Origin of the sequence: Klebsiella sp. YJ (genome assembly GCF_002108615.1) — a bacterium.
GTDB lineage: Bacteria > Pseudomonadota > Gammaproteobacteria > Enterobacterales > Enterobacteriaceae > Klebsiella > Klebsiella planticola.
Genome location: NZ_MTEG01000016.1, coordinates 1 through 13,316 on the forward strand (window position 1 = coordinate 1; position 13,316 = coordinate 13,316).

A 13,316-nucleotide genomic window follows, 5' to 3' on the forward strand; every position below is an offset into this window, starting at 1 on the left:
GGGTCGACAACTGGCGACAGCCAGTTGGACAGACTGAGAGCGTAGCGAACAGACTGCCCGCAGGGCGAGCAAAGCGAGTCAATCCCCCCCTCACCGCCATATTTAAAGAAGAGCTCGCATGAAAATGCGGGCTTTTTTTTTGCATGTTGCACACCTGCGGGGGGATGAGAATCCCCGACCGGGGGTCGACAACTGGCGACAGCCAGTTGGACAGACTGAGAGCGTAGCGAACAGGCTGCCCGCAGGGCGAGCAAAGCGAGTCAATCCCCCCCTCACCGCCATATTTAAAAAAAAGCTCGCATGAAAATGCGGGCTTTTTTTTTGCATGTTGCACGCCTGCGGGGGGATGAGAATCCCCGACCGGGGGTCGACAACTGGCGACAGCCAGTTGGACAGACTGAGAGCGTAGCGAACAGGCTGCCCGCAGGGCGAGCAAAGCGAGTCAATCCCCCCTCACCGCCATATTTTAAGAACAGCTCGTACTTTTCATTTACCCGCCGGTAAATCACTCCTCGCGGCCAGGCTGGTGGCGCATGGCTAAATCGCTGCCACCCAACGAGCCCTGTCTGGGCGGTTCACCTTCTAACGCTCATACGTGTCATTTTCTGTCTGAGTGAGGGTCGGCGCGTTCACCGTGACCTGATCAAACCGCAGCCTCTTCACCCCGGCTATTTTGCCAAATTCTGTCGCGTCGATATCAATGGCGCTTAAGGTCAGGCCGTCAATCGCCTGCTCCGGATAACCTTCAATAAAGAACGCACGGGAAAAGCCCTCCTGCTGCCCGCGGCGGGCTGAAATATCGCTAATCTCAATGGCGGAGACCCGCGTTAAACCGGCCTCGCCATCGACGCCTTCAGCCAGATCGCGCCAGTGGGCCGGGGCATCGGTAAGATCGTCCCGCGCACCGTAGCTATAAAGTGGGAACCAGTTCAGTTGGATCATCAGCGGAAAGGCGACATCCAACAGGTCGAGATGGCGGACCGTAATGTCACGAATAAACCCACCGCGATTGCGCGCCGATTTAATGCGAAACCCGACGCCGGTACCGCGAAAGCGGTTCTGTTCGATGGTAATGCGTTCAATGCCGCCGGAGGTTTCGCTGCCGAGGGTAATTCCGGAACCACGTAGCAGCGTGCAATGGCGAATCACCACATCCCGCGACGCTCGTCCCTTCAGCGCGGCCGCTTTTCCCCGCCCTGCCTTCACGCAGATATTGTCATCATTGCAGGAGACGGTACATCCTTCAATAAGGACCTGTTCGCATGAGTCCACGTCAATTCCGTCGGTGCTGGGGCCTGCGGAATTAGCAATCGTCAGGTTCTGGACGCGCAGACGACGTGAATAGCACAGGTGCAGATTCCAGAAACCTGACTCGCGACTGGTGAAATCCTGTAACAGAATAGTATCGCTCTCGTAGACCACAAGATTGCGCGGGCGCTGACAATCATAATCGACCACCCAACGTAGCCCCTGCGCCGCGTATGTTTGCAGCATGCCGCCGCGGCCGTCGCGCCCCCAGAAAGCCTCCCACCAGATGGCCCCCTGACCATCAATAGTCCCCGTCCCGCTGATCTGGACATTCTGGCAGCGATGAATATTGATGATACCTGCCGGCCAGGGCATATCGATACCGGCCACCCGCGTAGTCACCAGAGGGTAATCGGCAAGATTCTGACTGCCGAGTAATAGCGCATCTTTGGCTAAATGGAACGTCACATCGCTTTTCAGAAACAGCGCTCCGCTGAGAAAGCGTCCGGCAGGGATCAGGATCGTGTCGCCGGTTCCGGCGCTATCAATAGTTTGCTGGATAGCGGATGTTGCCAGCTGCCGGGCCTGCGGATCTGCACCAAAGTCGAGAATATTAAGGATTGCCATCGTTATCTCCTGTACCAAAGCCCCCCGATCATAATTGTTTATCACCGGGGCGACCTTTACATAGATGCCAGGCGTCGTACGTCGATGGCAATATCTGCATAAAAAGCGCTGCGCCGATCGCATTTCATTAATGGCTAAAAATTAAGGCATCGAATAAAAACCGCATCGGCGTGCATGCTGAGATGCCTGACGCAAACAGCGGCCAGCGAGAACATATCCGCAGAGAAACGGAACCGACAATAACGCCTTATTCTTCCTGACAATGCTTTGCTTCAATGTTCATTTCAAAAGATGAAGCTCATCACTTCAAACAGGAGCAGGTAGATAGCATTTCTGTGGGCGCATCCGGAGGTGAAAGATCATCCCGCCATGATTGCTGTATAACAAATATCAAAATATATATGATAAATTATTGAAGGCTGTCATACCTTATCAGGCCGCAGAACCTTAGAATCAGTCAGACATACCGGGAGCACCATGCGCCGGGTACCGTATTATCACCCTGATTTTATAAGGATAATCTGATGTCTGATATCGTCACCTGGGGCGTACTGGGCTATGCCCGAATAGCCCGACAATCCGTTATTCCTGCCATCGAACGAGCGGAAAACGCCCGGCTACTCGGAGTTGCCTCGCGCAATTCTGACGGATTACCCACGGATCAGTGGGAGAGAACCTATGCCAGTTATGCCGACCTGCTGTCAGATAGTGATATTCAGGCGGTTTATATCCCCTTACCTAATTCGTTACATAAAGAGTGGGTTATTCGGGCGCTGGAGGCGGGTAAACACGTGTTATGTGAGAAACCGCTGGGCTTAGATGCCGCTGAAGTGGCCGCCATGCAGCAGGTCGCAAGCCAGCATAACCGTATTCTGATGGAAGCCTTTATGTACCGCTACACTGACCGGATGCGGGTGGTAAAAGAGGTGCTGGACGGCGGGGAATTAGGTGAATTGCGGCATATTAATGCCTCCTTCCGCTTCCTGCTGGATCGTCCCAATACCATCAAGATGCAAGCCGAACTCGGCGGTGGCGCCCTGTATGATGTGGGATGCTATCCGGTCAACTTTCTCGGGATGGTCACCGGGCGTCTCCCGCAACGTTGCCAGGTGCTGAGTGAGATACAGCAGGGCGTGGATACCAATTTATCGGCGCTGTTGCAGTATGACGATGGACTGATTGCCAATATTCACTGCGGTTTCAACGCATTCGGGCGAAACTATGCGGAAATCATCGGCGACAAAGGCCTGCTCTGTGTCGACACGCCTTTTCTGGATGATGCGGGAGAAATATATCTGCATTCCGCTCAGGGAGTACGCGCGCTTTCCGTCGCGCAATCGGATCGCTATCAGGCGGAAATCCATCACTTTTCCGCCGCCGTGCTAAACCAGCCCGCACGGCTGATATCGCCCGAGGAAAGCCTACGGAATATGCAGGTGCTGGATATGATTCGTCACGCCCAATTCCCCGGCTGATCCGCAACCATCACCGTTGACGCCGTGAGTACGCCTCATCAATGCTTCATATCAAGCCACACGGCGTGTGGCTTGAGTGGTTATTTTCCGCATGTTTTATCCCCCCGCCCCTTTGCAGCGAATAGATTCACCTCCTGCAACATTGTCGCCGCACCTGACCCTGACCAATTCCGGGGAAATTTATTATGAACACGCGAGGCGGATCCTGGCCGATCTGGAGAGAGGATGGCGCAATCTCAGCGCGGCTTCTCCCTAATCGTCGGACATCAAAAAAAGTCCGCGCCTTCGTGGATTTTCTTACGGAACGGTTTGGTTCTCCTCCCTACCGGGAGCGTACCGGGGACCGGTCATGCCATCTTTTCACTGGAAACAATAATCAATATCCGGGGTTTCATGTTGTTATTGCTTCTCTTCGGGGAAATGTTCTTTGTAGAGAGAACGCAGCCAGTCGATGAATACCCGCACTCGGGGCGACAGCTGCCTGTGCTGTGGATAGAGTGCCGAAAGTGACATTCCCGGACTTTGCCATTCACTCAGCACCTCGACAAGACGCCCTTCTTCCAGCGCATCCGCAACATGGTAGCGAGGTAACTGTACCAACCCACCGCCACGAAGTGCGCAAATAACATAGTTTTCCGCATCATTAACCGTCAACCATCCCTTTGGTTGATAAGCCTGCTTTTTACCATTAACAAGAAGTTCAATTGGATAGTTAGTCCCCCTGCTGGTAGAGAAAAAATTCACACACTGGTGCGACATGAGATCGTCTGGTGAAAGAGGTCTGCCATGCTGCTGCAAATACGTCGGACTGGCACATATGACTTGCGGCATGGTGGCTAAATGGCGTGCGACCAGTGACGAGTCGTGCAATTTACCCGCACGAACAGCACAATCGACGCCTTCACGAACCAGGTCAACCAGCCGGTCACCGCTACTGATAACCAGTTGTATATCCGGGTATTCAATATGAAACTCGTCAATTCTCGGCAAAACAATCCGCGTTGCGTGAGCGCCATGCAGATCAACGCGCAAAATACCGCGTGGCCGCACGATGGTATGACGCAGAGAAGATTCGGCATCATCCAGTTCTGAGAGGATATGCACGCAGCGTTCATAAAAAGCCCTGCCGTCCAGAGACGTTCGTACATGTCGGGTCGTGCGTTCCAGCAATCGACACTCCAGATTATTTTCCAGCGCTTTTATCGCGTTGCTTGCAGTGGCTCTGGGGATCCCCAGCTGGTCAGCGGCCTGACTGAAACTCTCCAGTTCCACAATCCGGGTAAAGAGCAACAGGGTGTCAAATTTATCCATCGGAGCGGCCCTTCCCTCAACCTATTATTAATTTAAATGGAATTATAATATCAATTTACCCCACTTTATACTTCCAGATAAAACACTAATACTTGCATCACACCGTGGTTACACGGGTGACTCATCAAACAACATCTGGAGAAGACAATGAGCGTAACGAATAAAACAGCTCTGGTGACCGGCGCATCACGCGGTATAGGTCGTGCAATTGCTGAACGCCTGGCACAGGATGGATTTTCGGTGGTCGTTAACTACGCCGGCAATGCTAATGCAGCTCAAGAAACGGTTAAGGACATTATCACTAAGGGTGGTAAAGCGGTCGCCATTCAGGCTGACGTCTCCAGTGAAGCGGATGTCGGCCGCCTTTTCAGTGAGGCCAAAGCCGTAACCGGTCATCTGGATGTGGTGGTACATAGCGCCGGTGTTATGCCGATGGCGAAAATCACGCCAGCTGGCCTCGCTGACTTTGACAAAGTGATTCACACAAATCTACGCGGCGCGTTCCTGGTGCTGGCTAACGCAGCGGAGTCCGTTAGCGAAGGCGGGCGCATTATCGCACTGTCCACCAGCGTTATTGCAAAATCTTTCCCGGCATATGGCCCGTATATCGCATCCAAAGCAGGCGTTGAAGGTCTGGTACATGTCCTGGCAAACGAACTCCGTGGCCGCGATATTACCGTAAACGCCGTCGCGCCAGGCCCCACCGGGACCGATCTGTTCTTTAACGGTAAAAGCGAAGAGCAGATCAGCGCCATTGCTAAACTGGCGCCGCTGGAACGTATTGGCACGCCGGAAGAGATTGCCAGTGTAGTGGCCACGCTGGCTGGACCGGATGGCAGCTGGATCAACTCCCAGGTCATTCGTGTCAACGGCGGTTTCGCTTAAATTCCACCGTGATGCGGATAACATCCTATCCGCTATCAGGAGATCATCATGCAACAAGTCATTCTGATTACCGGTGCTTCCAGCGGCTTTGGCGCGCTGGCCGCCCGTGCATTCGCCCATGCGGGTCATATTGTCTACGCCAGTATGCGGGATACCGCAGGCCGTAACGCTCCGCAAGTGCAAAGCACGCTTGAATACGCCAGGCAGCATAATGTTGATTTACGTACCGTCGAACTGGATGTTCAATCACAGGATTCCGCAGATGCCGCCATCGCGCAGATTATCGCCCAGGACGGGCGGCTGGATGTGGTGGTACATAACGCGGGACATATGGTCTACGGGCCAACTGAAGCGTTCCTGCCGGAACAATTCTCACAACTCTATGACATCAACGTTCTGGGCACTCAGCGAGTAAACCGCGCAGCCCTGCCGCAGTTGCGTAAACAAGGTCAAGGATTGTTACTGTGGGTCGGTAGCAGCAGTACCCGCGGCGGCACGCCGCCATACCTGGCACCTTACTTCGCGGCAAAAGCGGCGATGGACGCCGTTGCGGTAAGTTATGCTGCGGAACTGGCACGCTGGGGGATCGAAACCTCCATTATTGTGCCAGGCGCATTTACTAAAGGCACCAACCACTTCCTGCATTCCGGTAAGCCAGCAGATACTGAACGCGAACGCGAATATACCGAAACCGGTCCAACCGCAGGTCTTGGCGATGAAGCGCTGCGCGGCCTCGCCGCCTGCGAACCAGAAGATGCAGATGTTGCTGAGGTCGCAGCGGCAATGGTCGATATCGTTAATACACCTTATAGAACACGTCCATTCAGGGTACATGTCGATCCATCAGATGATGGCGCCATCGTTGTTAACGCGGTAGCCGATCGTATCCGCAAAGAGTTTTTACAACGCATTGGATTAGGGGATTTATTAACTCCCCATAGCCATGAATGATATCGCCGAGGGCCGGAGAAACTCCGGCCGATTACCCCTCTGCTGAGGAAGTTCTGGCTATGCGAACCTTGCTATTTTTGGCTACTGGTTTTCTGTTAGCAGGCTTATGTCGCCTGCTGGTTCGATTATCTCTACCGGTTTACCCACCAGCTCCCGGCACATTTCCCATTCTGTTTTCCGTGCTGTGGTTCGGTCTGGCAGCAGCTAACATGATCCTCGGCGTTACCAGAGCTGGCTATAGCGTCCTGGAAGAGTTGCCGATTTTCCTGTTAATATTTTTTCCGCCGGTTTTAGTCGCGTTGTGGCGCTCGGATAAATAACCCGTTATGAACGCATACCGTAAAATAAATATTCATCATGTCTCAGCCCGGTGCATTTTGCTTCTACTTTTCAGCATATTTCTCAATGCCTGCGGAGACCCTACAAGGACTCATTTTCCGGATCATAATGCTATGAACCAATCCCTTGCCATACCTGTGAAAAACTTTATCACCGCAACGAATAACCATGATACAAAAGCATATCTTGCTCAATTTACTTCAGATGCAGATATCACCGACTGGGGCCATCACTACCAGGGAGCAAAGGGTCTGCTTGACTGGAATACCACCGATAACATTGGGGTAAATGCCACAATGAAAGTTATTTCGGTCAATGCAATTGAGCGTGATGGTTTGTCTGGCCAGGCTGTACAGATCAATGTAAAAAGCGATAAGTTTAATGGCTGCGGACTCATGCAGTTCTACCTTGAAGGTAACCTTATTCGTCGAATCGTTATTGAACCCTGACTCAGCAGGATAAATTCGCAGACTGACCCACGGCGAGGACTAATTTTACGGCTATCCCACGAACCATGGCGCTGAAAAGCCTTAATCCGAAAATGAGTCATTCCGCGCATTTTTGCCGAAAATGGCTGCCGAGTAGAGTACACCACGTGAATTGCGCCAGGCAAAACGGGTTCCGGGTCTGATTTAACACTTCCCGTTTCCCACGAGCCTCCCCATCAGAGGTAGGAATCGCGGTAGACATTTCAGGATGACGATCTCTGAAAACTCCCCATTGATCGCGGATCTCGCTGATAGCATCCGGATCGAAAACTATGTCATATATTACTGGCTTTAACAGGATAACAACTGATTTTGTCAGACCAACCAATCCGTATAAATTTTATATATCATATTGTTAGCATGATAAAGAGGCCATCAAGGCATTCGTACATTGCGGCCCGCTCAGCGCATATTTTAAGAGAGCTCGTACGCGGTCACGGGCTTTTTTCGTATATTGCGCAGGTCGGGGGGATGCGAAGCCCCGACCGGGAGTCGACAGAACTGTCTCGCCTACACCACGCCGGCAAAAGATCAATCTTCTTCCATTCGCTGATATTCTTCACTCAGAAAATCTACCAGTGCCCGCACCGATGGCAGCATACCGCGGCGAGAGGCGAAGACCGCGTGAATCACTTCCCGCTGCGGTTGCCATGCATCGAGTATCACCTCCAGCTCACCGGCAGCCAACTGGTCGCGGACCATTAACAGCGGCAGCTGAACCACTCCGACGCCCGCTACTGCAGCCTCGCGCAGCGCCAGCATATCCGTCGTCACCATACGCGGCGTGAAGTAAATTTCCGCCCGCGCCCCCCCTGGTCCTGTCAGTTGCCACTTATGCTGATGCCTGCCGGCCCCAAGGCTGAGCCCAGGCCACGCGCTCAGTTCTGATGGCACCTGAGGTCGCCCCATGCGTGCAATCAATGACGGGCTGGCCACCAGCCGATGCCCGCGATCGGCCAGCACACGCATCACCAGATCGCTGTCATCAAACGGTCGCGGGCGTACGCGAATCGCGACATCGACCCCTTCTCCAACAACATCAACCCGCCGGTTCGTTGCCTCCAGCAACACATTCACCCCAGGGTAACGCAGCATAAACCGCGCCAGCATTGGTCCGATATGCGCATGTAATAAGGTCACCGGGCAGGTGAGCTTCACGCTACCGCGCGGTTCCGAACGCAGCGTTTCCACTGCCTGTTGCGCCGCTTCAGCCTCTATCAACATCGCCTTGCAGTGCTGGTAGAACGTCTGTCCGACTTCAGTCACCACGAACTGTCGGGTCGTACGATGAATTAAGCGCACGCCAAGCCGTTCTTCCAGCTGCGCTATCCGGCGGCTTAACTTTGATTTGGGCTGATCGAGCGCCCTGCCTGCAGCAGCGAATCCTTCATGATCCACCACCTGCACAAACCAGGCTAAATCGTTGAGATCCTGCATCCTTCCCCCACTGTTCCATTTTTAGAACAGTATAGGTCATTTTTACTATCTACCGGCTTATAGGTCGCACATATAAGCTTATTGACATCAGAAACAGACACACAGGAGAGCACAATGAAACAGATTACAGGTGTCTATACCTCCCCCGCACAGCACTGGGTGGGCGACGGTTTCCCGGTTCGCTCGCTATTTTCTTACCAGACACAGGGCGAACAGCTGAGTCCTTTCCTGCTACTGGACTATGCCGGTCCACACTATTTCCCGGCGGGAAGCGGTAAGCGCGGGGTCGGTGAACATCCGCATCGCGGATTTGAAACCGTGACCCTCGTCTATTCCGGTGAAGTTGAACACCGTGACTCAACGGGCAAAGGCGGCATCATTGGCCCAGGCGATGTGCAGTGGATGACCGCAGGTGCCGGCATTCTGCATGAAGAGTTCCATTCGGCGGAATTTACCCGCACCGGCGGGGAGCTGAAAATGATCCAGCTGTGGGTCAATCTGCCAGCCAAGGACAAGATGACCCATCCTGGCTATCAGAGCATTGCGGCGGATGTCATTCCTGATGCCGCCCTACCGGATGGCGCCGGTACTCTGCGGGTGATCGCCGGCAGTTACGGTGATATTGCCGGACCTGCGCATACCTTCTCGCCGTTGAACGTCTGGGATATGCAGTTAAATCAGGGCCACGACGTGACGTTCACGCAACCTGATGGCTGGAGCAGCGCGCTGGTGGTTTTCGAAGGAGAAGTCAACGTCAACGGCAGTGACAATGCCCGTGAAGGCCAACTGGTGGTGTTAAGTCAGAAAGGAGAAGCGATTCATCTCCACGCTACGGCTAACGCCAGGGTACTGCTGCTGGCTGGTGAGCCGTTACAGGAACCCATCGTAGGCTACGGCCCGTTTGTGATGAACACAAAAGCCCAGATCGCAGAAGCCGTGCGGGATTACAACAGCGGCCGCTTTGGCCAAATCTGAAACTACAGAGGTAAATAAGATGTCTGCTCCAGCAAACTTTAACGACTCTCGTCCAATGATTGATGTGAACGATACTGCCATGTTATTGATTGACCATCAAAGCGGCCTGTTCCAGACCGTGGGCGATATGCCAATGCCTGAACTGCGCGCTCGCGCCGCCGCGTTGGCAAAAATGGCCTCTCTGGCAGGACTCCCGGTGATCACGACGGCCTCGGTACCGCAGGGGCCGAACGGGCCGCTGATCCCGGAAATCCACGAAAATGCGCCTCACGCGCAATACATTGCGCGTAAAGGCGAAATCAACGCCTGGGATAATCCGGATTTCGTTGCCGCCGTGAAAGCTACCGGACGCAAGACGTTGATTATTGCCGGCACCATTACCAGCGTCTGCATGGCGTTTCCCTCTATCGCCGCAGTTGCCGACGGCTATCGGGTTTTCGCCGTCATAGATGCGTCCGGCACCTACAGCAAGATGGCGCAGGAGATCACTCTGGCACGTGTGGTACAAGCTGGCGTCGTGCCGATGGATACCGCGGCGGTGGCTTCCGAGCTCCAGCGCAGCTGGAACCGTCCGGATGCTGCGGAGTGGGCGGAGGTGTATACCAAAATCTTCCCGGCCTACCAGCTGCTGATCGAAAGCTACAGTAAAGCTCAGGATGTCCTGAAGAATAGCGAACAGCTTGATTCTCAGCGTTAAAACTGCTGCCCTGACGGTTTTCGGCTGGCGTAGTGTTCATTGCTTGACCGAACGGTAAAGAAAGAATAAATACTGCTTGACCGTTTTAGCGCAACTCCCTATAGTAGCGCCCCGTTGCCCACCCAGGGTGAGCAGCAAAACAATATGGTGAGGTGTCCGAGTGGCTGAAGGAGCACGCCTGGAAAGTGTGTATACGGCAACGTATCGGGGGTTCGAATCCCCCCCTCACCGCCATATTTAAAGAAGAGCTCGCATGAAAATGCGGGCTTTTTTATGCATGTTGCACCACCCCACCAGGGGGGATAAGAAGCCCCGACCGGGGGTCGACAACTGGCGACAGCCAGTTGGACAGACTGAGAGCGTAGCGAACAGGCTGCCCGCAGGGCGAGCAAAGCGAGTCAATCCCCCCCTCACCGCCATATTTTAAGAAGAGCTCGCATGAAAATGCGGGCTTTTTTTTTGCATGTTGCACGCCTGCGGGGGGATGAGAATCCCCGACCGGGGTTCGACAGCTGGCGCAGCCAGCTGGACAGACTGAGAGCGTAGCGAACAGGCTGCCCGTAGGGCGAGCAAAGCGAGTCAATCCCCCCCTCACCGCCATATTTTAAGAAGAGCTCGCATGAAAATGCGGGCTTTTTTTTGCATGTTGCACGCCTGCGGGGGGATGAGAATCCCCGACCGGGGTTCGACAGCTGGCGCAGTCCTGCGAGCATCAGGGATCGCGCTGCGAGCAGGCCTCTCTTCCCCGCAGCAGATCCCCGTTGAAAGCATCATCAGTCATAAACCATAAACAGATTAACGGTGCCGCTGACTGGCCCGGTATAATTGACAGCAGATCGCGTGATCATTGCTCGCTGGATATAGCGTGCCTGGAAGGTTATCGGCACAAAACTTGTCGATGGCACAGCAAACATTTTATCCCCTCCCACTGACGTGGCCCCCGAACCATAACTCCCAATATTGACGGCCGACCCGTTGACATCAATATGGTTACCGTTGTACCGCAGCTCAATTTCCAGCCCATCAATTTTATGTCCACCGGCGGCATCGTAAAGACCGATGTTACTCACCGGAAGAGGCGACGCACCCGCATCTTCAAATCGCATTCGGATATTCTCCGCCATCCCATTACACTCCAGTTCCACCGGAACCGGAACATCAGGCCCGAAGGCAGGGGCTCCCTCTCGGGAAATGGTGTTGGCATCCCTCGTTCCCATGTTGACCGAATAATCCGTTGGACGCTGTGAGCTCAGTTTGCAGGTCGGCCGGACCAGCGTCACCCCCGTCCCCGTCAGAAAATGGATGGAAGGAGGCAGGACAACACTCGCCGAACCCGATGGAGATGGCGTTATCCACGAGTTAAACAGATGACTGAAGGAGACTGGACCATAATTCTCTACATAACCGGTTTTAATCAGTTCAGCCCGCAGGGAAATCGATAAACTCCGTGTTGGAATATACCAGAGGGTCGTTCCATTTTCTGTACGCGACCGCAGCATACTCATGGCCAGAGCCGCCTGCCCTACGGTAGGGCCAGCATACGGATACTCCACACCACTTGCGGCAAATACAGCTGAACCGGAAGAGTCACCAAACCCGGTCAGACGAATATAGGCAGGCGTATCAATCCCGTTCCCGAGGTCCGGCGTATCTGACTGTACATAAAACCGAATACCGATACCGGGGACGGTGGTGTTCAGGATCCCTGAATCCACTAATGACCCCGCAATATTATATCCCATAACGGTGAGGCTGCTTGAATTGGCAATAATCCCGCCATATGAAGAAGAGACGAGCGGGGTCGTACCTTCAATACCGCTCCCGCTACAACTCACCGACAGAGGGACATTTAAGTCAGCGTAACTCCACGAAGCAAGAATCGTTCCTGCCGGTACCGAGTTATCGGCAACAACGGAACGGGGAACAGAAAAAGGCTGATTATCCGGATAGGTGTAAGAACATTGTCCTGCCAGTTTATTCACATTAGGGTCACTGGCGGATGACCAGACGTAACTGATGGTATACGTCGTTGCCCTCGTTACTGTTGTAGTAAACATAAGCACGACAGCCATCAGAAAAAGGGACAGACCCCTTATTCTGATGAGTACGATACATGTGCCTGCCGCCCTCTTCATGGTATTAGCTCCGCCCGGTATTCTTCACCCGCACCGCCCCAGTCATGGATCCCACTCCAGGTCACGGTCACACTGGTATGGTTAACTGAAGCAGGCAGACGGTAACGTTCGCCACCAAACGGCGGAGGCATACGATGGCGATCCTCCAACGTAATCCCCTTGCCGGCCCCCACACTCAGGCGGGCAAAGCTGACAAAATAAGGCGTGGGATTGCTTGCTTTCAGCCAGACGGCATTACCGTCTTTCTCAAGACTCCAGCGAATTTGCTTTACCGCATCGCGGGCACCGGCAGAGTTAAGTCCGTCAGGACGGACAAAAACTTTAAGTCTGCTGCGTACGGCAATCACCAGCTTATTTGCACTGCCGGCTTTTGGCGGTATTTCCTGCAGCGATAGCCAGTATGCGGACTCTCTGTCCTTCGCAATCCCTCCCCTCAGAACCACGAGTCGGAATTTCCCCTGTTTTTTAGCCTCAAGCTTCATCACCGGCGGAGTCAGCACCAGCGGAAGATCATTGTCATTCCCCCGAAGATCTTCCAACCAGGCCTGCACCATATAGGTCTCCTGGCTGTCGTTTATCACGTCTACCGGAGTTTCTCTGTCCTGTGCATAGGCAACAATGCGTGTCAGTTGCGGCCTGACGCCGGCTGTCGCCGTACCGGCGAGGAAAATGACCGTCAGAAGCCCGGTGATATATAATTTCAGCAATTTCATTACGTTACTCTTTTTATGCAGTTTCATGGTGAAGA

Annotated in this window: 12 protein-coding genes, 1 tRNA gene and 1 other RNA gene; 9 read left to right on the forward strand and 5 right to left on the reverse strand. The window is 53.8% G+C overall.

Features of this window, described 5'->3' with window-relative positions:
• Positions 1–582: 582 nt before the first annotated feature.
• Positions 583–1,875, reverse strand: a complete 1,293-nt coding sequence (locus BV390_RS17370) for a glycoside hydrolase family 28 protein (protein ID WP_085397146.1) — start codon at positions 1,873–1,875, stop codon at positions 583–585.
• A gap of 524 nt (positions 1,876–2,399) precedes the next feature.
• Here BV390_RS17370 and BV390_RS17375 point away from each other — a divergent pair.
• On the forward strand, positions 2,400–3,350 hold the full coding sequence (locus BV390_RS17375; RefSeq protein WP_032695722.1) for a Gfo/Idh/MocA family protein: 951 nt from the start codon (positions 2,400–2,402) through the stop codon (positions 3,348–3,350).
• A gap of 399 nt (positions 3,351–3,749) precedes the next feature.
• On the opposite strand, the gene BV390_RS17380 is transcribed toward BV390_RS17375, so the two are convergent.
• Positions 3,750–4,661, reverse strand: a complete 912-nt coding sequence (locus BV390_RS17380; protein WP_032688393.1) for a LysR family transcriptional regulator — start codon at positions 4,659–4,661, stop codon at positions 3,750–3,752.
• A gap of 147 nt (positions 4,662–4,808) precedes the next feature.
• Here BV390_RS17380 and BV390_RS17385 point away from each other — a divergent pair, with 147 nt between their 5' ends.
• The 4 genes from BV390_RS17385 to BV390_RS17400 all read left to right on the forward strand — a co-directional run bounded on the left by BV390_RS17385 (position 4,809) and on the right by BV390_RS17400 (position 7,285).
• Positions 4,809–5,546, forward strand: coding sequence for an SDR family oxidoreductase (locus BV390_RS17385; RefSeq protein WP_032688394.1), 738 nt, complete (start codon positions 4,809–4,811; stop codon positions 5,544–5,546).
• A gap of 48 nt (positions 5,547–5,594) precedes the next feature.
• Positions 5,595–6,497: an SDR family NAD(P)-dependent oxidoreductase gene (locus BV390_RS17390; protein ID WP_032688395.1), complete on the forward strand. Its 903-nt coding sequence runs from the start codon at positions 5,595–5,597 to the stop codon at positions 6,495–6,497.
• A 59-nt stretch (positions 6,498–6,556) separates the two neighbouring features.
• A complete protein-coding gene (locus BV390_RS17395) occupies positions 6,557–6,817 on the forward strand; it encodes a hypothetical protein (RefSeq protein ID WP_032688396.1) in 261 nt (86 codons plus the stop codon).
• Between the two features lie 132 nt (positions 6,818–6,949).
• Positions 6,950–7,285 (forward strand): hypothetical protein, encoded by a 336-nt coding sequence (locus BV390_RS17400; protein WP_085397147.1) that lies wholly within the window; start codon positions 6,950–6,952, stop codon positions 7,283–7,285.
• A gap of 570 nt (positions 7,286–7,855) precedes the next feature.
• On the opposite strand, the gene BV390_RS17410 is transcribed toward BV390_RS17400, so the two are convergent.
• Complete coding sequence (locus BV390_RS17410; RefSeq protein ID WP_085397149.1) at positions 7,856–8,761, reverse strand: LysR family transcriptional regulator; 906 nt, start codon at positions 8,759–8,761, stop codon at positions 7,856–7,858.
• A 114-nt stretch (positions 8,762–8,875) separates the two neighbouring features.
• Between BV390_RS17410 and BV390_RS17415 the strand changes: the two genes are divergently transcribed.
• From BV390_RS17415 to BV390_RS17430, 4 genes are all read left to right on the forward strand, one after another.
• Positions 8,876–9,736, forward strand: coding sequence for a pirin family protein (locus tag BV390_RS17415; RefSeq protein ID WP_085397150.1), 861 nt, complete (start codon positions 8,876–8,878; stop codon positions 9,734–9,736).
• A gap of 19 nt (positions 9,737–9,755) precedes the next feature.
• Positions 9,756–10,433, forward strand: a complete 678-nt coding sequence (locus BV390_RS17420; RefSeq protein ID WP_032688400.1) for an isochorismatase family protein — start codon at positions 9,756–9,758, stop codon at positions 10,431–10,433.
• 146 nt (positions 10,434–10,579) lie between these two features.
• Positions 10,580–10,667, forward strand: a tRNA-Ser gene (locus BV390_RS17425).
• 229 nt (positions 10,668–10,896) lie between these two features.
• Positions 10,897–11,033, forward strand: a non-coding RNA gene (locus BV390_RS17430) — RtT sRNA.
• A 173-nt stretch (positions 11,034–11,206) separates the two neighbouring features.
• On the opposite strand, the gene BV390_RS30755 is transcribed toward BV390_RS17430, so the two are convergent.
• Both BV390_RS30755 and BV390_RS17440 read right to left on the reverse strand, forming a co-directional pair.
• The gene (locus tag BV390_RS30755) at positions 11,207–12,415 is read right to left on the reverse strand and encodes a hypothetical protein (protein ID WP_139155994.1); all 1,209 of its coding nucleotides are present in this window, start codon (positions 12,413–12,415) and stop codon (positions 11,207–11,209) included.
• 149 nt (positions 12,416–12,564) lie between these two features.
• The gene (locus tag BV390_RS17440; RefSeq protein ID WP_085397151.1) at positions 12,565–13,308 is read right to left on the reverse strand and encodes a fimbrial biogenesis chaperone; all 744 of its coding nucleotides are present in this window, start codon (positions 13,306–13,308) and stop codon (positions 12,565–12,567) included.
• Between the last annotated feature and the right edge of the window lie 8 nt (positions 13,309–13,316).

Coding starts and splice junctions, on each gene's coding strand:
- BV390_RS17410 (WP_085397149.1), bottom strand. CDS start 8,761: ATGCAGGATCTCAACGATTTAGCCTGGTTTGTGCAGGTGGTGGATCAT.
- BV390_RS17395 (WP_032688396.1), top strand. CDS start 6,557: ATGCGAACCTTGCTATTTTTGGCTACTGGTTTTCTGTTAGCAGGCTTA.
- BV390_RS17380 (WP_032688393.1), bottom strand. CDS start 4,661: ATGGATAAATTTGACACCCTGTTGCTCTTTACCCGGATTGTGGAACTG.
- BV390_RS17375 (WP_032695722.1), top strand. CDS start 2,400: ATGTCTGATATCGTCACCTGGGGCGTACTGGGCTATGCCCGAATAGCC.
- BV390_RS17440 (WP_085397151.1), bottom strand. CDS start 13,308: ATGAAACTGCATAAAAAGAGTAACGTAATGAAATTGCTGAAATTATAT.
- BV390_RS17420 (WP_032688400.1), top strand. CDS start 9,756: ATGTCTGCTCCAGCAAACTTTAACGACTCTCGTCCAATGATTGATGTG.
- BV390_RS17415 (WP_085397150.1), top strand. CDS start 8,876: ATGAAACAGATTACAGGTGTCTATACCTCCCCCGCACAGCACTGGGTG.
- BV390_RS17385 (WP_032688394.1), top strand. CDS start 4,809: ATGAGCGTAACGAATAAAACAGCTCTGGTGACCGGCGCATCACGCGGT.
- BV390_RS17400 (WP_085397147.1), top strand. CDS start 6,950: ATGAACCAATCCCTTGCCATACCTGTGAAAAACTTTATCACCGCAACG.
- BV390_RS17370 (WP_085397146.1), bottom strand. CDS start 1,875: ATGGCAATCCTTAATATTCTCGACTTTGGTGCAGATCCGCAGGCCCGG.
- BV390_RS17390 (WP_032688395.1), top strand. CDS start 5,595: ATGCAACAAGTCATTCTGATTACCGGTGCTTCCAGCGGCTTTGGCGCG.